Consider the following 20,807-nt stretch of genomic DNA (forward strand, 5'->3'; position numbering starts at 1 on the left):
CTTTCTCCTAATATCAGCACAGATATATCTGACGTACCCACTATTTTAACATTATCTAATACTTCCTGCATGCATTCGCTCGTGCCTACTATTTCTTTAAAATCACTACCTTTTAAATTAGCAGGCAAAGACTTTACATTACCTGACACCCCCTGGTTTTGGCGGTGCAAATACCAGGCAACATCCAACATCACCAACACATCTTTTTCACGAAAAGGCTTTACCAGGAATCCATAAGGTTGTGTCGCCTTGGCTGCATCAAGGATTTGTTTGTTTGAATTTGCCGAGAGGTATACAAATGCTACATTTCTCTCTTTTAAAGTTTTGGCCAGATCAATGCCGGTTAAGGGGCCTTTCAAATGAATATCCAGCAATACCAGGTCTGGCTTTTCATCTTCAATAATTTGTAATCCCTCGGGTACCGAACGGGCAATTTTACAAACAATATAGCCTGCTTTACGCAGGATTGAACGCAGGTTATCTGCTTCTATAAATTGATCTTCAACGATAAGTATTTTTGTGTTCATATAGTAGCTACCGCAGTTTGAGTTGAATTTAAAAAGCTTTCCGGATCATTTAAGGATCGGGCTTAAACATGATGGTAATTATAGTTCCATTATTGATTTGAAAATTAGTTTGTGCATCAATGTCTTCACTAAGCCCTTGTATTAGCCTAAGCCCTAATGATTCTGCATCAACCTTATGGTCAATTTCCGGCATACCAATGCCGTTATCAGCAAGCTCTAATGTTATTAAGCTTTTGTTATTAGTTAATGAAATAGAAATTTCGCCTTTTCCACTATTGGGGAAGGCGTACTTAATAGAATTGGTTACTGCTTCATTTATGATTAGCGCAAGTGGTATAGCATGCGAAAGGCTTAATTTGATAGATTCAATATTAAGTTTGAACGAAATGTTTTCCGCTGTACCAAAACCATCAATTAATGACTGCACCAGCTCGGGGATGTAGTTAGCCATATCAATTGTTTTAATATCGTCAGACTGATATAGTTTTTGATGGATCAGTGACATGGCATAAATTCTGTGCTGGCTTGATTCGATAGCTTGCAAGGCATCGTTTTCAAGATAGCGGGCCTGAGATTCCAATAAGCAGATCACCGTGTGTAAATTATTTTTTACCCTGTGGTGCACCTCTTTCAACAACCATTCTTTCTCAGTAAGCAGATGTTGCAATTGTTCGTTTTTTATCGAGATCAATTTATTGGCGCGCTGTTTCAATCCGTAATTTCTATAAATTAATCCGCTGACGATAAGCATAATTAGTATGCCGGCGATAGTGACATTTCTTTGCAGTTTCGCCTTTTCTAATCCCGCTTGTTGAATAACACTACGCTGGCGAAGGTCTTTTATAGATTGTGCAGTTTGTGCAGTTTGGTATTGAATATTTAGTTCAGCGATCTTATTGTTCTTATCTACAGTGAAAAGAGAGTCGCGAAGATTATTTCGCAAATCCATGAACTTAACTGCACCCCGGTAATTTCCTATCGCAATGTTATATTGATGCGAAACGTCGTAAAAGTCTACCAAATTGAGAGGATCTAATGTAGTTTTGGTCTTCTGTAATGTTGTGTCAGCGTCCCAAAGGTAATGTCTGGCGCTGTCCAGATTATTCAGTTTTAAATAAATGCGTGAAATTTCATAATCGCAAAACAATTTGTTACGAAAAAACTCATCATCTGGAAGCCTTACCAACGGATGAGGGTTAAATAACTTGTTAAAATATTGCAGCGCCTTGTCATATTGATGTACACTATTATAATATTTCGCGATTGCTGTATATTTATTTACCAGGTCATAAATATTATCGGGTTTTATTACCATCAACTCGTTAAATGCTAATCGTAGTTGTTCAGGTTTGTTCAAGAATATCAAACATTGAACAATTTTCCACTGATATCGCATTTTGTTATTTGTCGCGACGAGTGTTTTGCGATAAAACTTAAGAGCTTCCTCGTAGCTTTTGATAGCAAAATTAGCCCTCGCAGATGAGGCATATAATCTCCATGCCTCAGTTGTATCTTTAGCAGATAGCATGTTTTTTATACCTTCAGATGAGTAGCTCAAAGCGCGATAATAGTTGCCCTTAAAATATTCCAAATATGACAGGGTACTAAAAAGATAAGGTGACGCCTTTTTGTCCGTCGTATTATATTCAACCAATGCTTTTTTTAGTTCAATCTCGGCACTTGTTAGCTGTTTAATGCGAATATAGCGTTCAGCTATCTTGATTAATAATCCCAACACTTTTTCCGGTCGCCGTTTTTTTTCATATATAAAAGCTGCCCTCCTGAAGAATGTTACCTGCATAGAATCTCGCGCGGTTGTAGAAGTATACCAATCACCCAACCAACTTAAAACGTCCGCCATCTTGTTGTCATCACCCAATTTCTCATAATAAGAAATTGCGGTCATGAAGTTTTGCTGACTCTTCTTATATTCCCCCCTTTCGGAATAGTAATTGCCCATGAATTTTGCAATTTCATATATCCAATTTTTTGCCTGGAGTTTTTTGCTCAACGAGTTAGCCTCGTTAAAATAAATTAATGCGCTGTCCAGATCTCTTGGTTCTTCACCCGGCTTAAATACATAGTAGCAAGCCAGTTTTACTTGTAAGCTAATACGATTGGTGTCGGGCTTACTTTTTTGAATTTTCATTTTAAACTTTTCAACCTCCTGAGGTAAAGTGTTATAAGGGTCTTGAGCTTTAACAGGTTTTAAAATAAAAAGCAGGAGTACCGCAAAAGCAATTTTTTTCATAATTACTCATTGTAAGTTAAATAATTAAATGATCCTTCTACACTTTGCATTAGAGCACACCCACTCGCCAATTTTATACAAACGGAGTAATTTATGGCTGGTAATTGAACTAGCCAACCATCAATAACGCTGGTTAACAAGGTGTTGAAACCTTATTTTTAATAAATATCTAAAATATTTTCTTCAAATAAAAATGCCAAACCCTCTTTGGGTAGTCGGCATTTTTAATGGCCTCGACATCTCGCTGCGTCCCCACTCATTATAACGATATTTAAATTAATCATCGATTTTAATTTTTATTAATCCACTAATAATCAGACAGCTAAAAACGGCACGGAAATAGAATAGCGAAAATCAAACAATGAAAAAATAATCTAAAAAAAATGAAAAATACCAGACAAATTATTGCAAGCACCATCGCCACGGGAGCTTTAGTGATGCAAAGTGCATTAGGCAGCGCGCAGCAGGTTACGTCAGGCAATTCATCTTCCAATGAAAGTATTCGCCCGTTCCATGTGAAGGTTTCGGAACAAAGCCTTGCGGACCTTAAACGCCGCATATTGGCAACCCAGTGGCCCGAGCAGGAGACCGTTAATGACAGGTCGCAGGGGGTACAGCTTGAAGTGATGCAAAAGTTGGCGCACTACTGGGCAACAGGTTACGATTGGCGCAAAATGGAGGCTAAGCTGAAAGCATTGCCGCAATTCATTACTACGATAGACGGGCTGGACATCCATTTTATACATGTCCGTTCAAAACATAAAAATGCCCTGCCGATAATTATAACCCATGGCTGGCCGGGCTCCATCATCGAGCAGATAAAAATTATCGGTCCGCTAACAGAACCTACCGCATTCGGTGGAAAAGCCGAAGATGCATTTGACGTGATTATTCCTTCACTGCCCGGTTATGGCTATTCAGGAAAGCCAACTACAACAGGATGGGACCCGCAACACGTTGCCCGTGCGTGGGTTACCTTAATGAAACGCCTGGGTTATAAACGTTTTGTTGCCCAGGGCGGCGATTGGGGCAACGCCGTTACAGAACAAATGGCCCTTTTGACACCCCCTGAGTTGATCGGCATTCACACCAATATGCCTGCCACTGTACCCGCCGATGTGGCCAAAACGCTTCAGTTTGGTGAACCGGCACCGGCTTCCCTTTCCGCGGAGGAAAAACATGCATTTGATCAACTGGACTATTTTTATAAGCACGGTCTGGGTTATGCAAACGAGATGGCAAACCGGCCACAAACTTTATATGCTCTTCAAGATTCACCCGTGGGGCTTGCAGCCTGGATGCTCGACCACGACGCAACCAGTATGGCACTCATTTCAAGGGTTTTCAAAGGTGAGGCCGAAGGGTTGACCCGCGACGACGTGCTTGATAATATCACCCTTTACTGGTTAACCGGTACCGCCGTGTCTTCAGCCCGGTTATATTGGGAAAGCAAACTCGCCTTTTTTGCGCCAAAGGGTATTGCCATACCTGTTGCCGTAAGTGCCTTCCCTGATGAGCTTTATCAGGCGCCACGAAGCTGGACAGAACGTGCTTATCCTAAACTCATTTATTATAATAAATTGGAGAAAGGCGGTCACTTCGCAGCCTGGGAGCAGCCAAAAATATTTGCCGAAGAAATGCGGGCAGCATTTAAAACACTTCGCTGATACATAAATATACTGAGGGGATTAGGGCCAAAGTGATCTACATCACATAAATAAGGTGCTGGTCGCTATGTGATGTAGGTCACACGCCCAACTGCGTAATGCTACCGTAATTTGTTCTATAATTTAAAACATAAAATAAAATGGAAAATCAAAAATTCGAGATCTTAACCACTCAAAGCAACATTGACTGGGTAGGAAAAAAAGTAACAGGTGCACACAATGGTACCATAGGTATTAAGGAAGGCGAGATAATTTTAAACAACGGTAAACTTGCCGGTGGTAAATTCATTATCGACACAACTTCTATTAAGATATTGGATGTGACCGACCCTACGCTGAACGCCCAATTCTGGGGTCACCTGGCTTCTGATGATTTCTTTTCATCTGAAAAATACCCGGAAGCAGTTTTAGAAATAACCTCGGTTAATGGTAACCGAGTTGAAGGCAATCTGACCATTAAAGATATTACCCAAGCTATTGGTTTTGATGTAGCGGTTAGTGTTAGCGGCGATGTGTTAACTGCAACAGGCCTGGTAGTAGTAGACCGTACTAAGTACGGAATGAAATTCCGCTCAGGTAATTTCTTTCAAAACCTGGGCGATACGCTGATATACAATGATTTTGAACTGAATGTAAACATTACCGCTAAAGCTGCTTAACAAGCAGTTTTAGCCTAAAAACTAAAGCCATGCCATACGTAAAATTAGAAGTGACCCGCGAGGGCATCACGAGGGATCAAAAGCAAACACTGATCAAAGGTATTACCGATCTGATAACAGATGTGCTTAATAAAGACCCGCAATTAACCCATGTGGTTATACAGGAAGTAGAACTGGACGATTGGGGATTTGCCGGTGAACAGGTATCGGTTTTGCGGGAAAAAGGTATTACGGCAGATAAAAAATAAGACAGTGAAAAAACAAACAATAATTATTACCGGTGCCTCTTCAGGTATCGGTAAAGAAGTAGCCCGCCACTTTTTGGAAAAAGGCGACAATGTAGTGATCAACTCTGCTACGGCACATAAATTAGAGCAGGTTTACCAGGAGCTGGGTGCAGGTGAAAACCTGGCAATGGTTGCGGGGAATGTAAGTGATAAAAAAACGGGCGAAAGACTGGTGGCGGCAGCTATTGAGAAATTCGGGTCGGCAGATGTATTGGTGAATAACGCCGGTATATTTGAAACAAAGCCATTCCTTGAAGTGGATGAAGCTTATCTTGACCGCTTTTTAAATACTAACCTCAAAGGTACCTATTTTACCACCCAGGCCATTATTCCGCAAATGCTTAAACAACACAATGGGGTAGTGATCAACATTGGTACACCATTGGTTAATCACGCACTTGGCGGAGTGCCCATTACCGCGCAAATGGCATCAAAAGGTGCAATACACGCGCTTACGCTGCAGTTGGCAGCCGAGTTTGGTAAAGATAACATACGGGTCAATACCATAGCACCCGGCACTATCCGCACACCAATGCACGGCAGCAAAGCTGATGAAGGCGCAGGTTTGCATTTGTTGAACCGGGTGGGTGAAGTGGAAGACATTGCCGAAATGGTTTACACCGTTGCAAAAAGCAATTTCATCAGTGGTGCAATTATTAACGTAGACGGCGGTATGTCAGCCGGCCATAACCTGAATTAAGTGAAAACGGTATTATTAACAGCTTTTTTTTCCTGCATCATGCTGGTATCAAAAGCACAAAATCAAAACAAAATGGAAACCAATCAACAGGATAAACAAGAGATCACCAGGGCACTAGAGGATCTTTATCTGAAAGGCATATATGAAGGTGATATCGACCTGCTTCGTAAGGTTTATCATCCGGGAACGTTAGTATTCGGCGACATTAAAGGCGTACCGTATGCCAAAACGATCGATCAATACCTGGATGGGGTAAAGAATCGCGTGAGCGTCAAAAACTCAGGTAAACCGTTCAGGGGCATTATTAATTCCATCGATGTAGTAAATTCTATTGCCGTGGCCAAACTAAATGTTAAAATGTACGATTTTAATTACGACGAATTCCTGTCTTTTCATAAGATCGATGGAAAGTGGGTTATCGTCAACAAAATGTTAACTGATGTAGCACAATAAATAACAGCATCATGTGGTATCAAACAAAAGCAACCGAAATTCTGGGTATTCAATACCCTATCCTGCAAGGGCCGTTTGGCGGTAACTTGTCATCTGTTGACCTGGTCTCAACCGTATCAAATGCCGGTGGGCTTGGTGGCTACGGTGCTTATACGCTAAGCCCGCAGGAGTTAAGCGATGTTGCCCGTCAGCTCAAGGCTGCTACCGATAAGCCTTATAACATCAACTTGTGGGTTTCAGATACGGATGCGGTGGGTGGTATTGTTTCAGATGATCAGTTCAAGCGCGCACAAGAGCTATTTAAACCTTATTTTGATGAGTTAGGGATAGCGCTGCCTGAAAAACCTGCACCATTCAAAACCCGCTTTGAAAACCAGGTCGAAGTCATCCTTCACGAACGGCCGCCGGTATTCAGCTTTATGTTTGGTACCCCATCTGCTGATATTCTTGAACAATGCCGTAAGCTGGGTATCGTCACCATTGGTGCCGCAACAACGCTCGATGAGGCTATCGCTTTGGAAGCTGCGGAAGTTGATCTGATCATCGCTTCGGGTTTTGAAGCCGGTGGTCACCGTCCGTCGTTCCTAACTTCTGCAGAATCGTCAACTATCGGAGCCTTTGTATTGGTGCAACTGATCAAAGAAAAAGTAAAAACTCCTATTATTGCTGCAGGCGGTATAGCGAATGGTAAGGGTATAGCCGCGGCACTGGCGCTTGGCGCCGACGCCGCACAAATAGGCACCGCTTTCCTGGCCACGGATGAATCAAATGCTACAGCCATTCATAAACAAATGCTGTTTTCAGATGCGGCAAAGTACACTACTTTATCGCGGGCGTTTACAGGGAGATTGGGTAGGGGAATAACCAGCCGTATCGCTAAGGATCTGTTACACCAGGAAAAGGATTTCCTGCCTTTCCCGTTGCAAACGCAGTTTATGTCACATATCCGCAAAGCTGCTATCGAACAGGAAAAGTGGGATATGATCTTGTTCTGGGGTGGGCAGATAGCACCGGTGTTAAAACACACCAAAGCCGGCGAATTGATGAGTGCGTTAATAGAAGAGACTACCGCATACTTTGACCATTTAAAAGCTTAGAAGATGGAAAATGCGATCAATGTTATTTATCTCGGTGGTCCAACTATTATATTGGAGATAGCTGGCTTAAGGCTCATGACCGACCCAACGCTTGACCCTGCGGGTGAAGTATTCAAGATCAATGACAAACCTGCTTACTCAAAAACTGAAGGCCCGGCAAGCGTTAATATTGGTAAAATTGATGCAGTGCTGTTAAGTCATGACCAGCATGGCGATAACCTGGATAATGCGGGCAGGGAGTTTTTGAAAACAGTACCGAAAACATTTACTACGAGATTAGGCGCGGAGCGATTAAAAGGTAATGCTATTGGATTGGCGCCCTGGGAAACCACCATTTTAAACGACAAGATCACCATTACCTCAACTCCGGCCCGGCACGGCCCGGCCGGAAGTGAACATCTTACTGGCGATGTTACCGGGTTTATTGTATCAACAAAAGACATCCAGATCTATATTACCGGGGATACGGTTTTCTACAATGGCATAAAAGAAGTCGCCGAAAAGTTCAAGCCGAAATACATATTTATTTTTGCGGGTGCCGCTCAGCCACGCGGCCCATTCAACGTAACCATGGGCACTAACGACGCAATTGATACTGCCTTTGCTTTCCCTGGGGCAACGATCATCCCGGTACATTTTGAGGGTTGGTCGCATTATACGGAAACGGGTGAAATGTTACGGCAATCCTTTAGCGCACTGGGAATTGCCGATCGTTTAAAAATTCTAAAAGCAGGCGTAAAAACAGAACTGTAGATCATTAACCATAGGCATTTTTAAGCCGGGAAATACCCGGAGTGATATCGCTTTGCCTAAAAATTCAAATAAAAACAAACATTAAATATCAAAACTATGAAAATTAACAAAATTCTATTCGTTGTGACATCTCATGACGAGTTGGGCAACACCGGCAAAAAAACAGGACTATGGATCGAAGAATTTGCCGCTCCCTACTACAAGCTCCGCGATCTTGGGAAAGACATCGTGATTGCCTCACCAAAAGGCGGGCAAACGCCGATAGATCCAAAAAGCGATCTGCCGGAAAATAAGACGGAAGCTACCAAACGATACTACAGTGATGCAGAAACGCAGAACAGGCTGAGCAATACGGTTAAATTGAGTACAGTTTCAGAAAGTGATTTTGACGCCATCTTTTATCCGGGCGGCCACGGCCCGATGTGGGACCTGGCTGAAGACCGGGATTCTGTAAAGCTGATCGAAGCATTTTATAATAATGGCAAGCCCGTAACCTTGGTTTGCCACGCTCCTGCAGCTTTAAAATATGCAAGGACACCGCAAGGCCTATGGTTGATTGAAGGGAAAAGAGTAGCCGCCTTTACCAATACGGAGGAAGAAACAGCGGAGCTCACCAAAGTAGTGCCTTTTCTTTTGGAAGATATGTTGAAACAAAGAGGAGCGAATTTTCAAAAAGGGGAAGACTGGAAGCCGTTTGTAACTCGCGATGGCCTGTTGATTACCGGGCAAAATCCGGCCTCATCTGTATTAGCCATCGATACTTTACTTGATTATTCAGAGAGATAATATTAAAGACCCGTGCGCCGATATATCTGCGTCCGGATACTATTAAAACATAATTGAAAAGGTAATGAATACACCGAAGGTTTGGTATGTAACGGGTGCTTCCCAGGGATTGGGACTCACGCTCGTTAAAAAATTGTTAGCAGACGGGTACCGTGTTGCTGCAACATCACGTAATGCGCAAACACTGAAAACAGCAGTCGGAATCATTGACAGCAACCGCTTTTTGCCGCTGGCTGTTGATCTTAACAATGCGGACTGCATTGATGAATCCATCAGGCAAACGCTGGAAGCCTTTGGAAGGATTGATGTACTGGTCAATAATGCCGGCTACGGTATGACAGGTATTGTTGAGGAAACCGCAGAGCAGCATATTAGCAACATTTTTAGTGTGAACGTTCTGGCCGTGATGGAAGTGACCAAAAGGGTGATCCCGGTAATGCGCGAACAAGCATCAGGACATATTATCAATATTGGCTCGGTGGCCGGTTTTGCCGGTGCGCCCGGATGGGCGATCTATTCAGCTACTAAAGCGGCCATAGCAGCTTTTTCTGAAGTACTGTCGCTGGATGTCAAAGAATTTGGCATTAAAGTTACCGTGATTGAACCCTCAGGTTTCCGGACAGGTTTTTTAACTGAAAGCTCACTGGCGCTGATCCCCAATATTACAGACGGTTACAATGCTGTAAAAGATACCCAAACCAGCTACTTATCAGCAAACGGAAGCCAACCAGGCGACCCTGAACGTGCGGCGGAAATATTTATTGAATTGGCGGAAAGCCCGGAAGTTCCGGAACACCTGTTTTTGGGTCGTGACGCTTACAACCGCGCGGCAGAAAAATTAAGAGCAATGTCAGATGAACTGGAAAAATGGAAGGAAGTCTCCTTTAATGCCGATTTCATACCAGACAATAAACCTTTAAAACCATGAAAAAAAAGAATTATCTATTCATGCTCCTTTGCCTCGCTGGGTTGCTCAAAGCTACCTCAGGCAATGCCCAGGGCTTGCCCAATAATAAGTTTGGCGAGATCTGTTCCGAAAACATTAAATGGGTAGCATTCCCGGCGTTTCCTCCGGAGGCACGCCTGGCTATTCTCGTAGGTGATCCAAAAAAGGCCGGACCCTATGTGGTCAGGGTGCAAGTCCCCGCCGGGGTGATACTAAAGCCGCATATTCATCCTGAAAACAGGATATATACAGTGATCTCGGGTGTTTTTTATATCGGTATCGGGACAAAATTCGATGCCACTAAATTAAAAGCCTATGCACCCGGAAGCGTAGTGATCCTGCCCGGTAACACACCTCATTTCCATTGGGCCAGATCGGGGACCTATGTAACGCAGGTTACTGCAAACAGCCCCCTGGGGATTAGTTATATAGATCCGGCAGATGATCCCAGGAATAAAAGTAAAAAGTAAATAAATCATAAAACAATGAAAACTTTCAATAACCTTAAACGCACATTTTACAGCGCTTTGATGATCGCCATTGGCGGTAGTATATTAATAACAAACCCCGTAGTTGTTAAGGCTCAGGAAGCGATCCGTCCATTTAAGATCGACATTCCGGAATCTGCAATTACTGATCTGCAGCAAAGGATAAAAGCGACACGCTGGCCCGAAAAAGAAACGGTTAATGACCGTACGCAGGGTGTGCAACTGCAACAAATCCAGGAACTGGTAAACTATTGGGGAAACACCTACAATTGGCGCAAAACAGAAGCAAAGCTTAATGCCTTACCACAGTTTGTAACCAACATAGACGGGCTTGACATCCATTTTATCCATGTTCGTTCTAAAAATCCTAATGCGCTGCCAATAATACTTACACACGGCTGGCCGGGTTCAATTTTTGAATTGATCAAATCGATCGGTCCGCTTACCGATCCGGAAGCTTATGGCGGCAGGGCAGAGGATGCCTTTGATGTAGTTATACCATCAATGCCCGGTTATGGCTTTTCTGAAAGACCGAAAGATACAGGCTGGGGACCTGACAGGATAGCCCGTGCCTGGGATGTATTAATGAAACGTTTAGGCTATACCCGGTACGTATCACAAGGTGGCGATTGGGGTTCGGTGGTAGCAGATGCAATGGCGAGGCAGAAACCGGCAGGATTATTAGCCATACATGTTAATATGCCTGCTACAGTTCCACCCGAAATAGCCAAATTGCTGAATAGCGGTGCTCCGGCACCAAACGGCTTGTCTGCAAAAGAAAAAGCGGCCTATAACTCGCTTACCTACTTATATACCAAAGGGGCCGGTTATGCAGGCATCATGGTTACCCGTCCGCAAACTATTGGCTATGCGCTTACCGATTCTCCTGTTGCGCTGGCTTCATTTTTCTTAGACAAGTTTAACGATTGGACCTATAGTGGTGGCGATGCCGGCAAGGTGCTTACCAAAGATGAGATGCTGGATGATATCACCCTCTATTGGTTAACCAATACCGGAGCGTCTTCCGCACGCCTCTACTGGGAAAATAACAACAACAATTTTAACGCGGTAGATCAAAAAACAGCGCAGATCTCTATCCCTGTTGCTATAACCGTGTTCCCCGGTGAGATATACCAGGCACCAAAAAGCTGGGCTCAGCGCAGTTATCATAACCTTATCTACTTTAACGAAGTAAACAAAGGCGGCCACTTTGCCCAATGGGAGCAACCACAGCTTTTTGCGGAAGAGATGCGTGCTGCATTTAAAAAAGTACGCTAACCGACACATATCGAGGAGTTACAGAAACCCCGTCTTTTTTAAAACTTAAAAGAAAAAAGCAATGGAAACCATAAAAAATGGGGATACAGCAACAAACCCCAAAGTAATTTTAATAACAGGCGCTTCTCGCGGATTCGGCAAGTTATGGGCAGAAGCCTTTTTAAGGCGTGGCGATAAAGTAGCTGCAACCGCGAGGGATATCACCCACCTTGACGAACTGGTTGAGCAATATGGCGATGCGGTATTGCCTGTAAAGTTGGATGTAAATAATAGACCGGAAAGCTTCGAGGCGATAGAAAAGGTGAAAGCCGCTTTTGGCCGCATTGATGTATTGATCAATAATGCAGGTTACGGCTTGTTTGGTACGATCGAAGAAACTACGGAGCAGGAAGCCCGTGACCAAATGGAAACGAATTTTTTCGGGTTGCTATGGATGAGCCAGGCCATATTGCCGCTGATGCGGGAACAAAAAAGTGGTCATATTATACAGTTATCCAGTATGCTGGGGTTAGCCACGCTACCCGTTTTAGGCTTATATAATGCCTCCAAATTTGCAGTTGAAGGCCTGAGCGAAACTTTAGCCACAGAAGTAGCAGCTTTTGGCATTAAGGTCACTTTAATAGAACCTAATGGCTATTCCACAGACTGGTCAGGCGCATCGGCCATACGCACAAAAGAAAATGAAGTTTATGCGCCAGTAAGAACAGCTTTTTATGGAAGTCTTACACCTGATTCCTGGGGTAAGCCGGAAGCCACGGTGAATGCTATTCTTAAACTTGTTGACTCAACCAACCCTCCGCTCAGATTGCTCTTAGGTAAAGTTGCCTATCCGCTGGTAAAGCAAAATTACGATAAACGGTTTGCCGAATTCGAGGAATGGAAGGACGTTACGGAAGCAGCACACGGTTAATTGAAACCAATAAATAATTCTCAAAGAAATATTAAGCCCGATGAAAACCATGCGAACCCTATATATCACCATCCCTGCAATCTTAATCGCCGCGATCGTTGCAGCTGTTACGCCTATACAGTTTACCCCTGAGCAGGATAATAAACCATCATTGGAGGGTGCAACAGGCTGGTTAAATACAACGCCGCTGAAATTGGAAGGGTTGCGGGGCAAAGTTGTTCTTATTGACTTCTGGACCTACACCTGCATTAACTGGCGGCGGACGATGCCTTACGTGAGGGACTGGGCCTCAAAATACAAAGATCAGGGATTGGTGGTAATAGGTGTTCACACCCCGGAGTTTTCGTTCGAGCAGGAAATAGAAAATATCAGGAATGCCAACAGGGAAATGAATATTGGCTATCCGGTTGCGGTTGATTCCCACTATGAGATATGGAACTCCTTCCAGAATCATTACTGGCCGGCGCTTTACCTGATCGATGCGAATGGGAAGATACGCTATCAAAAATTTGGTGAGGGGGATTATCGAGAAATTGAACTAAAGATCCAGCAATTGCTCAGGGAGGTTTCGCCAAGAAACACGGCAATTCAACTTAGCGAAATTCAACCAGGTGGCGCTGAAGCTGCTGCTGACTGGAGGAACGTCGGGTCGCCCGAAAATTATGTGGGTTACGGCCAAACGCAGGGCTTTGCATCTCCCGGTGGCATAATTAGCGATAAGACGGTAACCTATACGGTGCCGTCAGCCCTGCAACTTAACCAATGGGCGCTTATCGGCGAATGGAACATTGGCAAGGAAAAGGTTCTGTTAACCGGGAAACAAGGCAAGCTGATTTATCGCTTCCATGCCCGCGACCTGAATTTAATTATCGGCCCGGCTGGTAAAGGAAAAACGATCAAATTTCGGATCACTATTAATGGGGATATTCCGGGAGCCTCGCACGGGTTAGATACTGATGAAAATGGTAATGGTACGATGACCGAACCGCGAATGTACCAGTTGATCCGCCAGCAGGGTCCGATCATTGACCGGGACTTTCAGATCGAATTTTTAACGCCAAAGGCTGAGGTCTATGATTTCACATTTGGTTGATCAGCGATATTAAAATGAATTCAAAAAATAAGACGATGGAAAAAATTACAAAAACTACAGAGCAAATAGCGGGAACTCCGGTTCGTATAACCCGCCATAATCCCGGTTACTGGCAGGTAACCCTGGATGCCCCACCACTTAATTTGTTCGGCCCGGAATTACTTACCGGACTGGAAGAAGTGGTGCGCCGTATGCAGGCCTCGCCCCAATTGCGGGTGATCGTTTTCGACAGTGCGTTACCGGATTTTTTTATTGCGCACTTTGACGTTGTGAAAGGCGGTGAGATCGTATCCCGAAAAACACCTTCTGGCATCCTGCCGGTGTTCGATGTCGCGGTAGCGCTGTATGAGTCGCCGGTAATTTCGATCGCCGCTATCCGCGGAAGAGCCCGTGGCGTAGGTGTTGAATTTGCCGCAGCCTGCGATATCCGCTTTGCCGGTGATAAAGCCATCTTTGGCCAGTTCGAAGTAGCTGTTGGAACGATTCCCGGAGGGGGCAGCATGGAATTTCTCCCGCTTTTAGTGGGACGGTCACGGGCCCTGGAGGTCATTATAGGGGGTGAAGATCTGGATGCCGGTATTGCCGAACGCTACGGGCTCATCAACCGAATGATCGCGGACGATAAGCTGGACGAATTTGTGCATCATTTTGCGCTACGTATCAGCCAGTTTGACCAGGTGGTAACCGGGCAGGCAAAAATATTAGCCAATAAACGCGCCCCAAGACCATTGCTGGAACATATGAATGAGTCACGGGCTGCATATATCCAGACTGCCGGCCGGCCGGAACGGAAGCCAACTATCGAAAAACTCCGGGCCTGGGGTTTTCAGCAGGATAGTGATTTCGAATATAATATAGGCGAATATTTGAACCGGATTGGTGAGAATAATAGCAATTAACTAATGATATAGCTAATAGAGCTTTATCGTAAAAAAGAATTGAAATAATTAACGATTTAAATAAAGAAGAAAATGGAAAACAACAGTAACGGGAATTCACAAGCGGATGCCCAAAACGCAAAAGTAGTTTATACTGCAAAGGCACACACCGTAGGTGGCCGCGATGGCGGTTCGTCACGTACATCAGACGGCCGTCTGGATGTTAAACTTTCCTTACCCGGAGCGCCCGGCAATGGAACTAATCCGGAACAGCTATTTGCTGTAGGGTGGTCTTCGTGTTTTTTAAGTGCCTTAAAATTGGAAGCAGCCACGAGGAAAGTAAGATTTCCTGCCGAAGCGGCAGTGGATGCTGAAGTTGACCTCCGCTTATCAGAACAAGATGGCTATTCATTGGAGGCTCGTTTGAACATCAGCCTGCCGGGTATTGAACCGGAACTGGCTCGGGCCATTGCGGAAGGGGCGCACTTACTATGCCCTTATTCAAAGGCCACTCATGGAAATATTAAAGTGGAAACTAATATAGTTTAACCGTGACGTACCAAGGATGTGATTCTCCGCAGATAGGAAAACGCTTTTTGGTCAAACGAGACAAATTTTTCATTAGAAATTTAAATACTAAGCATATGTTACAGAAACATAACTATGACCGCCGCCGGTTTTTAGAAACTGCAGCGATAGCCATGGCGGCCGGGCCAATATTGATGATAGGGGGGGCAAATGCACAGCCTTTTAAAACCGGCCCGTTAACTTCAGGTAAATCAAGCACGAAAATCAACGCATCGTCTTCATTTGATATTAAGCAGATCAATGCTGGTTTATTGAATATTGGCTATGCTGATTTGGGGCCGGCAGATGGCAAAGTAGTCATACTATTGCACGGCTGGCCATATGATATTTACAGTTTTACTGATGTTGCACCTTTATTGGCAGCAAAAGGGTATCGTGTTATCATTCCTTATCTGCGAGGCTTCGGTACAACCCGCTTTCTTTCGGTTAAAACCTTCAGGAACGGCCAACCATCCGCTATCGCTCTTGATATCATCGCATTCATGGATACGCTCAAAATCGACAAAGCTATTCTTGCAGGTTTTGACTGGGGCGCGAGAACTGCTGATATAATCGCGGCGTTATGGCCTGATCGCTGCAGCGCGCTGGTCTCTGTGAGCGGTTACCTGATCGGTAGCCAGGCAGCGGGGAAAATACCCCTGCCACCGTCTGCTGAACTGCAATGGTGGTATCAGTTCTATTTCGCTACAGAACGTGGAAAGGCGGGTTATGACAAATACCGGAATGACTTTAACAAATTGATCTGGAAACTGGCATCGCCCAAATGGAACTTCGATGATGCCACCTTTAACCGTTCAGCCGCGGCATTTGACAACCCGGACCACGTAGCCATAGTGATACATAATTACCGTTGGCGGCAGGGACTTGAAAATGGCGAATCGAAATACGATGATGCAGAGGCGCGGTTGGCAAAAGGGCCGGTTATTACCGTACCTGCTATTACCCTGGAAGGTGACGCCAACGGTGCGCCGCACCCTCAACCCAGCGCTTATGCAGCAAAATTCTCAGGTAAGTATGCCAACAAGATCATCAGTGGTGGTATCGGGCATAACCTGCCGCAGGAGGCCCCGCAGGCATTTGCCGATGCGATCATGGAGGCCGATGGTTTTTCTAAATAAATAAACTCTAAAGTAAAGGAATATTCCGGGTACCCGGAATATAACCCCAAATGCTAAAAACAAGTGAATATAAATTAAAATGTGATTATCATGGAAAATGAACAAATTATCGTGGACTCCAGCTTTTCAGCTGTGATCAATGCGCCGATCGAAAAGATCAACATCCCGGAATGGTGCTTTACGCTTCCGGAAGCTGAATACCAGGCATGCTCTCCTGCGCACGTTGCAGCAGGTATTACTACTTCGCCCGAAGGGAAAAGAATGTCTATCAATGTGGAGGTACTCGGGGGGAGCCCGATGGTTCAGCATTATATAGAAACATTGTCAGAACCGGGACACCTGATCCTGGAGTCGGTTTCAGATGTGTTCTCGCCCACCGGCCGCGTGAATATTTTGGTACATTGGGAGCTGAGTGTAAAAAAGATCGACGAAAATAGCTGCGAGTTTACGAACCGGGTAATTTCAAGGCCGACAGAAGGCTTTTTAAAGGGTTTGGAAAAACAAGGTATACCATTTGATCTGTTCAAAACTCAGCGTCAACCGGTATCCATCTATCACAATCAAAGTGAAACGCCGTTGTTCGCCAAAAGCATTGAACGGTATGCTTTAAGGAATAATTAACAGATGGCTTTAATGAAATTTGAAGAAAATGGAAGCTCAAATTTATGAACGCGAAAAAACAGCTTTAATGTTTATCGACCCTTATAACGATTTCTTGTCAGAGGGGGGGAAGGTGTGGCCAAGGGTTAAAGATGTTGCTGAGAGTAATAATTTATTAAATAACCTGCGTACCATTGTTAAGGCTATCAGGCAAGCAGGTATCCAGGTTTTTATTGTGCCGCATAAACGATGGGAACCAACAGATTACCAGTACTGGAAGTATCCCAACCCAACACAGGTGGGCATTATGGAACGCCACTCCTTTGCAAAAGATACCTGGGGTGGTGAATGGCACCCGGACTTTGCGCCCCAGGAAGGGGATATTATTGCCAAAGAACACTGGGCCCAAAGTGGTTTTGCCAATACAGACTTGGATATGCTGCTTAAGCAACGGGGCATAACGCATGTGATAGCCATTGGATTGCTGGCTAATACCTGTGTGGAAAGTACTTGCCGTTTCGCGATGGAGCTCGGTTACCATGTAACCCTTGTGAAAGACGCAACAGCAGCCTTTACGCCGGAAATGATGCATGCTGCCCATGTTTTAAACGGGCCTACTTTTGCACATGCCATTTTAACAACAGAAGAGCTGTTAGCAGCGCTGCCTGCGCAATAACCACAGTTTTATTATCTAATAAGCTTCCGCCATTCGGAGGCTTATCTTGCTTCCTTTTCTGTATGTTTTACAGAGTATATAACAAAGAGGGGCTATCATATTAGTTTTAATGATAATTTTCTTGCCGAAATTTATCACATTAGTGCTTTTTATGAAAGAACTGCTAAGAGCCCATTTCGAGAAAATAATTCAGCTTACCGATAGTGAGTTTGAATATATATTCAGTCATTTTGTACATAAGAAACTAATCAAGCATCAGTTTCTTATTCAGGAAGGTGAGATAGTAAAAAATGAGTTCTTTGTGGTGAAGGGCTGTTTAAAATCGTATATGATAGATAGCGATAATAAGATGCATGTGCTTCAGTTTGCCCTTCCCGATTGGTGGATAACAGACTACCACGCGCTTTACAATAAAACCCCGTCTTCGTTATATATCGATCCTGTGGAATCGGCTGAGGTACTTGTAATTTCGTTGGCGGATAAGGATAAACTTTGTGCCGAGCTGCATAAAGTTGAACATTTTTTTCGGAAGAAAACTAATTTCGGATATGTTGCCCTTCAGCAGCGTGTATTGGGCTTGATCAATACCAACGCCCGCGATAGGTATGAGCAACTGATAAAACAATACCCTGCTTTATTCCAAATGGTACCGAAGCAATTGATCGCATCTTATCTTGGGGTTACCCGCGAAACTCTTAGTCGCCTTTACAAAGGCTCAAAATAATTTGATGTATGTCACACGGATTTTTTGATGTATGTCCTGTGTGAAAACCTCAAATCTTCAAACCTTTGCATTAAATAAAATACAAAGGAAATGAAAATGAAAATTAAAGCAAGTGTAATATTGTCAGGTTTACTTTCAATAGTAAGCTTAAGCGGCTTTTCGCAAGAAAATCAATCTGCGGTACCGGTAAATTCGAAGGCGAAGAAAATACTCTTCGTTGTTACTTCGCACGATCAATTAGGTAACACCGGTAAAAAAACAGGATTATGGATAGAGGAATTCGCAGCGCCTTACTATTACTTTACCGCTCAGGGGACAGAGATTACCATCGCTTCTCCAAAAGGCGGTCAGGCTCCGATAGACCCTAAAAGTAACGACCCTGAATTTCAAACTGAATCAACCCGCAAATACTTTGCCGATGCGGCTACTCAGGAAAAACTGGCCCATACCGTTTTGCTTTCAAAGGTAAATCAAAAAGATTATGATGCCGTCTTCTATCCTGGAGGGCATGGGCCAATGTGGGATCTGTCCGAAGATAAAAATTCGGCACGTTTGATCGAGTCCTTCATCAAAAATCAAAAACCGGTAGCTTTAGTGTGCCATGCACCGGCTGCATTGAAAAATGTTAAAGCCGCCAACGGACAACCTTTAATAAAAGGTAAAAAAGTATCGGCTTTTGCCAATACCGAAGAAACTGCTGTGCAGCTAAACAAGGTTGTGCCTTTTTCACTGGAAGACATGCTAAGGTCTAAAGGCGCAGATTATCAAAAAGGAGAGGACTGGCACCCGTTTGCTGTCCAGGACGGATTATTATTTACCGGCCAAAATCCACAATCTTCTTTACTGGTTGCACAAAAACTGATGACTTACCTGTCTTCTTCGGTCAATTAACTTTCTAAGTGAAATCTTTAAGAAAAACAGCCCATAAAAATGGCTGGTTATCAAAAGGGGCTATTTTCAATGTTGAAAATAGCCCCTTTTTCTTTGGAGTATTCGGATAGGTTGTGGATACATTGCCTTTTGGTCGATATAATCCGGCGATCTCCATCTCCTGTAATAACCAGGTAAATATATCTTTTTCAGCTTTTGATTTTTAAAAGGTAGGTTCGGGAGATTTATGCTCATGAAAAAAGCCCTGTAAATATTTTATTTACAGGGCTTTATATTTTCTGCGGAGAGCTAGGGATTCGAACCCCAGGACCTGTTACAGTCAACAGTTTTCAAGACTGCCGCAATCGACCACTCTGCCAGCTCTCCGGGGACAAAAGTACAAATCCGGGGCGAATTGCCAAACTTCATGTTAACTTTTTTTTAATTAATTGTAAGCGGTTGGTAGTCATTGGGTTATTTGCCCAAATCCTCTGTTTTTTTTGTTCGGAAGGTGTTAAAACGCGGTTTTGAGATGCGAATGGTGCGCTTTGAAAGGTCAACGCTGGCATTTAATTCAAATCCGATGAGCAATATCATGGAGTTTAAGTACATGTATATCATCACCACAATGAGGGTGCCTATTGCGCCATAAACAGTGTTATATGATGAGAAGTTGTTGGTGTAATATGTAAACCCTATAGAAGTTAATATCGCCAGCGAGGTGGCCAGGATAGAACCGGGGTTAATAAATTTGCATTTTTGCTTGTTGGATGGGCCGTAACGGTACAGTATGCAAATGCTTGTAAAAAATATTACCAGTATAATAAGCCACCGCGAAAAAGCGATGAGCCAAAACCAAAACTTGGCTTCGCTATTGAGTTCGTCCTTTATAAACCCTATAACCCATTGCCCCGCTATCATAATAACAATGGCTATAAGTAGCGCCACGCTTATAACAATTGTTAACACAAGGGCTATAAAGCGCCTTTTAAGCCAGCTACGTGTTTCCAGTATCAGCGATGATTTATTAAAGGCCTGCATTAAATTACTTACGCCGTTGGTGGCAAAGTACAAAGCTGTTATAAAACCAATAGAAAGCAGTTTGCCGTTTTGGCGTGCAATTATATCAAAAATGGTATCATGGAAAGCATTATAAGCGTTTGAAGGCATTATCAAAGCAAAAAGGTCCAACAGGCTTTTCTGAAAACCTTTTATAGGTATGTAAGCTATCAGGGTAAACAAAAATATAATGGCCGGGAAAAGCGCCAGCATAAAATTATAAGCCAAAGCCGCCGCACGGTTAGCCAGCGATGTTTTCTGGATCTCCAGTATAAAAAATACAACAACCGTGTAAAGGGGCAGGGGCCTAAAGCCGGGGATGTAAACCGTTTTGGCCCAGTCGGTAATAAACTGGTAAAACTTAAAATGCAGTAAAAATCGATGAGCCCATTTCATTAT

At 43.7% G+C, this 20,807-nt stretch carries 23 protein-coding genes and 1 tRNA gene; 20 read left to right on the plus strand and 4 right to left on the minus strand.

What is annotated here, in order from left to right; translation table 11 throughout:
- On the minus strand, window positions 1-527 hold a 527-nt coding region (locus tag WC615_RS12170; protein ID WP_372978365.1), incomplete at its 3' end, for a response regulator.
- A 49-nt stretch (window positions 528-576) separates the two neighbouring features.
- Window positions 577-2,778 (minus strand): histidine kinase dimerization/phosphoacceptor domain -containing protein, encoded by a 2,202-nt coding sequence (locus WC615_RS12175; RefSeq protein ID WP_372978366.1) that lies wholly within the window; start codon window positions 2,776-2,778, stop codon window positions 577-579.
- A 383-nt stretch (window positions 2,779-3,161) separates the two neighbouring features.
- On the opposite strand from WC615_RS12175, the gene WC615_RS12180 reads away from it, so the two are divergent.
- The 20 genes from WC615_RS12180 (at window position 3,162) to WC615_RS12275 (ending at window position 19,370) form a co-directional block, all read left to right on the plus strand.
- Window positions 3,162-4,445, plus strand: a complete 1,284-nt coding sequence (locus tag WC615_RS12180) for an epoxide hydrolase family protein (protein WP_372978367.1) — start codon at window positions 3,162-3,164, stop codon at window positions 4,443-4,445.
- A 140-nt stretch (window positions 4,446-4,585) separates the two neighbouring features.
- Window positions 4,586-5,104 (plus strand): YceI family protein, encoded by a 519-nt coding sequence (locus WC615_RS12185; RefSeq protein WP_372978368.1) that lies wholly within the window; start codon window positions 4,586-4,588, stop codon window positions 5,102-5,104.
- A 29-nt stretch (window positions 5,105-5,133) separates the two neighbouring features.
- Window positions 5,134-5,352: a 4-oxalocrotonate tautomerase family protein gene (locus WC615_RS12190; RefSeq protein ID WP_372978369.1), complete on the plus strand. Its 219-nt coding sequence runs from the start codon at window positions 5,134-5,136 to the stop codon at window positions 5,350-5,352.
- Between the two features lie 4 nt (window positions 5,353-5,356).
- A complete protein-coding gene (locus WC615_RS12195) occupies window positions 5,357-6,091 on the plus strand; it encodes an SDR family NAD(P)-dependent oxidoreductase (RefSeq protein WP_372978370.1) in 735 nt (244 codons plus the stop codon).
- Window positions 6,092-6,544: a nuclear transport factor 2 family protein gene (locus WC615_RS12200; protein WP_372978371.1), complete on the plus strand. Its 453-nt coding sequence runs from the start codon at window positions 6,092-6,094 to the stop codon at window positions 6,542-6,544.
- 11 nt (window positions 6,545-6,555) lie between these two features.
- Window positions 6,556-7,641 (plus strand): NAD(P)H-dependent flavin oxidoreductase, encoded by a 1,086-nt coding sequence (locus WC615_RS12205; protein ID WP_372978372.1) that lies wholly within the window; start codon window positions 6,556-6,558, stop codon window positions 7,639-7,641.
- Window positions 7,642-7,644: 3 nt separating this feature from the next.
- Complete coding sequence (locus WC615_RS12210; RefSeq protein ID WP_372978373.1) at window positions 7,645-8,394, plus strand: MBL fold metallo-hydrolase; 750 nt, start codon at window positions 7,645-7,647, stop codon at window positions 8,392-8,394.
- Between the two features lie 96 nt (window positions 8,395-8,490).
- Complete coding sequence (locus WC615_RS12215; RefSeq protein WP_372978374.1) at window positions 8,491-9,180, plus strand: type 1 glutamine amidotransferase domain-containing protein; 690 nt, start codon at window positions 8,491-8,493, stop codon at window positions 9,178-9,180.
- A 64-nt stretch (window positions 9,181-9,244) separates the two neighbouring features.
- On the plus strand, window positions 9,245-10,108 hold the full coding sequence (locus WC615_RS12220) for an SDR family NAD(P)-dependent oxidoreductase (protein ID WP_372978375.1): 864 nt from the start codon (window positions 9,245-9,247) through the stop codon (window positions 10,106-10,108).
- Window positions 10,105-10,596, plus strand: coding sequence for a cupin domain-containing protein (locus WC615_RS12225; RefSeq protein ID WP_372978376.1), 492 nt, complete (start codon window positions 10,105-10,107; stop codon window positions 10,594-10,596). The genes WC615_RS12220 and WC615_RS12225 overlap by 4 nt, the downstream gene beginning before the upstream one ends.
- Window positions 10,597-10,611: 15 nt before the next feature.
- Window positions 10,612-11,892 carry an epoxide hydrolase family protein gene (locus WC615_RS12230; RefSeq protein ID WP_372978377.1) on the plus strand — a complete coding sequence of 427 codons (1,281 nt, stop codon included), beginning with the start codon at window positions 10,612-10,614 and terminating at the stop codon, window positions 11,890-11,892.
- Window positions 11,893-11,953: 61 nt separating this feature from the next.
- Entirely contained in the window at window positions 11,954-12,802 is an 849-nt protein-coding gene (locus WC615_RS12235) for an SDR family NAD(P)-dependent oxidoreductase (RefSeq protein ID WP_372978378.1), read from the plus strand.
- A gap of 40 nt (window positions 12,803-12,842) precedes the next feature.
- Window positions 12,843-13,895 carry a thioredoxin family protein gene (locus WC615_RS12240; protein ID WP_372978379.1) on the plus strand — a complete coding sequence of 351 codons (1,053 nt, stop codon included), beginning with the start codon at window positions 12,843-12,845 and terminating at the stop codon, window positions 13,893-13,895.
- A gap of 35 nt (window positions 13,896-13,930) precedes the next feature.
- The gene (locus tag WC615_RS12245) at window positions 13,931-14,794 is read left to right on the plus strand and encodes an enoyl-CoA hydratase/isomerase family protein (RefSeq protein ID WP_372978380.1); all 864 of its coding nucleotides are present in this window, start codon (window positions 13,931-13,933) and stop codon (window positions 14,792-14,794) included.
- Between the two features lie 72 nt (window positions 14,795-14,866).
- A complete protein-coding gene (locus WC615_RS12250; RefSeq protein ID WP_372978381.1) occupies window positions 14,867-15,322 on the plus strand; it encodes an organic hydroperoxide resistance protein in 456 nt (151 codons plus the stop codon).
- 95 nt (window positions 15,323-15,417) lie between these two features.
- On the plus strand, window positions 15,418-16,479 hold the full coding sequence (locus tag WC615_RS12255) for an alpha/beta fold hydrolase (RefSeq protein WP_372978382.1): 1,062 nt from the start codon (window positions 15,418-15,420) through the stop codon (window positions 16,477-16,479).
- Window positions 16,480-16,569: 90 nt separating this feature from the next.
- On the plus strand, window positions 16,570-17,100 hold the full coding sequence (locus WC615_RS12260; protein ID WP_372978383.1) for a hypothetical protein: 531 nt from the start codon (window positions 16,570-16,572) through the stop codon (window positions 17,098-17,100).
- A 28-nt stretch (window positions 17,101-17,128) separates the two neighbouring features.
- Entirely contained in the window at window positions 17,129-17,755 is a 627-nt protein-coding gene (locus WC615_RS12265) for an isochorismatase family cysteine hydrolase (protein ID WP_372978384.1), read from the plus strand.
- Window positions 17,756-17,906: 151 nt separating this feature from the next.
- On the plus strand, window positions 17,907-18,479 hold the full coding sequence (locus tag WC615_RS12270) for a Crp/Fnr family transcriptional regulator (protein WP_372978385.1): 573 nt from the start codon (window positions 17,907-17,909) through the stop codon (window positions 18,477-18,479).
- A 90-nt stretch (window positions 18,480-18,569) separates the two neighbouring features.
- Entirely contained in the window at window positions 18,570-19,370 is an 801-nt protein-coding gene (locus tag WC615_RS12275; RefSeq protein WP_372978386.1) for a type 1 glutamine amidotransferase domain-containing protein, read from the plus strand.
- 281 nt (window positions 19,371-19,651) lie between these two features.
- On the opposite strand, the gene WC615_RS12280 is transcribed toward WC615_RS12275, so the two are convergent.
- Together WC615_RS12280 and WC615_RS12285 are read right to left on the minus strand one after the other, a co-directional pair.
- Window positions 19,652-19,736, minus strand: a tRNA-Ser gene (locus WC615_RS12280).
- Window positions 19,737-19,823: 87 nt separating this feature from the next.
- Window positions 19,824-20,804 carry a YihY/virulence factor BrkB family protein gene (locus tag WC615_RS12285; RefSeq protein ID WP_372978387.1) on the minus strand — a complete coding sequence of 327 codons (981 nt, stop codon included), beginning with the start codon at window positions 20,802-20,804 and terminating at the stop codon, window positions 19,824-19,826.
- Window positions 20,805-20,807 lie beyond the last annotated feature (3 nt).

The sequence above is a fragment of the Mucilaginibacter sp. genome (assembly GCF_041663085.1).
Lineage (GTDB): Bacteria > Bacteroidota > Bacteroidia > Sphingobacteriales > Sphingobacteriaceae > Mucilaginibacter.

Coding starts and splice junctions, on each gene's coding strand:
- WC615_RS12175 (WP_372978366.1), bottom strand. CDS start 2,778: ATGAAAAAAATTGCTTTTGCGGTACTCCTGCTTTTTATTTTAAAACCT.
- WC615_RS12180 (WP_372978367.1), top strand. CDS start 3,162: ATGAAAAATACCAGACAAATTATTGCAAGCACCATCGCCACGGGAGCT.
- WC615_RS12185 (WP_372978368.1), top strand. CDS start 4,586: ATGGAAAATCAAAAATTCGAGATCTTAACCACTCAAAGCAACATTGAC.
- WC615_RS12190 (WP_372978369.1), top strand. CDS start 5,134: ATGCCATACGTAAAATTAGAAGTGACCCGCGAGGGCATCACGAGGGAT.
- WC615_RS12205 (WP_372978372.1), top strand. CDS start 6,556: ATGTGGTATCAAACAAAAGCAACCGAAATTCTGGGTATTCAATACCCT.
- WC615_RS12210 (WP_372978373.1), top strand. CDS start 7,645: ATGGAAAATGCGATCAATGTTATTTATCTCGGTGGTCCAACTATTATA.
- WC615_RS12215 (WP_372978374.1), top strand. CDS start 8,491: ATGAAAATTAACAAAATTCTATTCGTTGTGACATCTCATGACGAGTTG.
- WC615_RS12220 (WP_372978375.1), top strand. CDS start 9,245: ATGAATACACCGAAGGTTTGGTATGTAACGGGTGCTTCCCAGGGATTG.
- WC615_RS12225 (WP_372978376.1), top strand. CDS start 10,105: ATGAAAAAAAAGAATTATCTATTCATGCTCCTTTGCCTCGCTGGGTTG.
- WC615_RS12230 (WP_372978377.1), top strand. CDS start 10,612: ATGAAAACTTTCAATAACCTTAAACGCACATTTTACAGCGCTTTGATG.
- WC615_RS12235 (WP_372978378.1), top strand. CDS start 11,954: ATGGAAACCATAAAAAATGGGGATACAGCAACAAACCCCAAAGTAATT.
- WC615_RS12240 (WP_372978379.1), top strand. CDS start 12,843: ATGAAAACCATGCGAACCCTATATATCACCATCCCTGCAATCTTAATC.
- WC615_RS12245 (WP_372978380.1), top strand. CDS start 13,931: ATGGAAAAAATTACAAAAACTACAGAGCAAATAGCGGGAACTCCGGTT.
- WC615_RS12250 (WP_372978381.1), top strand. CDS start 14,867: ATGGAAAACAACAGTAACGGGAATTCACAAGCGGATGCCCAAAACGCA.
- WC615_RS12255 (WP_372978382.1), top strand. CDS start 15,418: ATGTTACAGAAACATAACTATGACCGCCGCCGGTTTTTAGAAACTGCA.
- WC615_RS12260 (WP_372978383.1), top strand. CDS start 16,570: ATGGAAAATGAACAAATTATCGTGGACTCCAGCTTTTCAGCTGTGATC.
- WC615_RS12265 (WP_372978384.1), top strand. CDS start 17,129: ATGGAAGCTCAAATTTATGAACGCGAAAAAACAGCTTTAATGTTTATC.
- WC615_RS12270 (WP_372978385.1), top strand. CDS start 17,907: ATGAAAGAACTGCTAAGAGCCCATTTCGAGAAAATAATTCAGCTTACC.
- WC615_RS12275 (WP_372978386.1), top strand. CDS start 18,570: ATGAAAATGAAAATTAAAGCAAGTGTAATATTGTCAGGTTTACTTTCA.
- WC615_RS12285 (WP_372978387.1), bottom strand. CDS start 20,804: ATGAAATGGGCTCATCGATTTTTACTGCATTTTAAGTTTTACCAGTTT.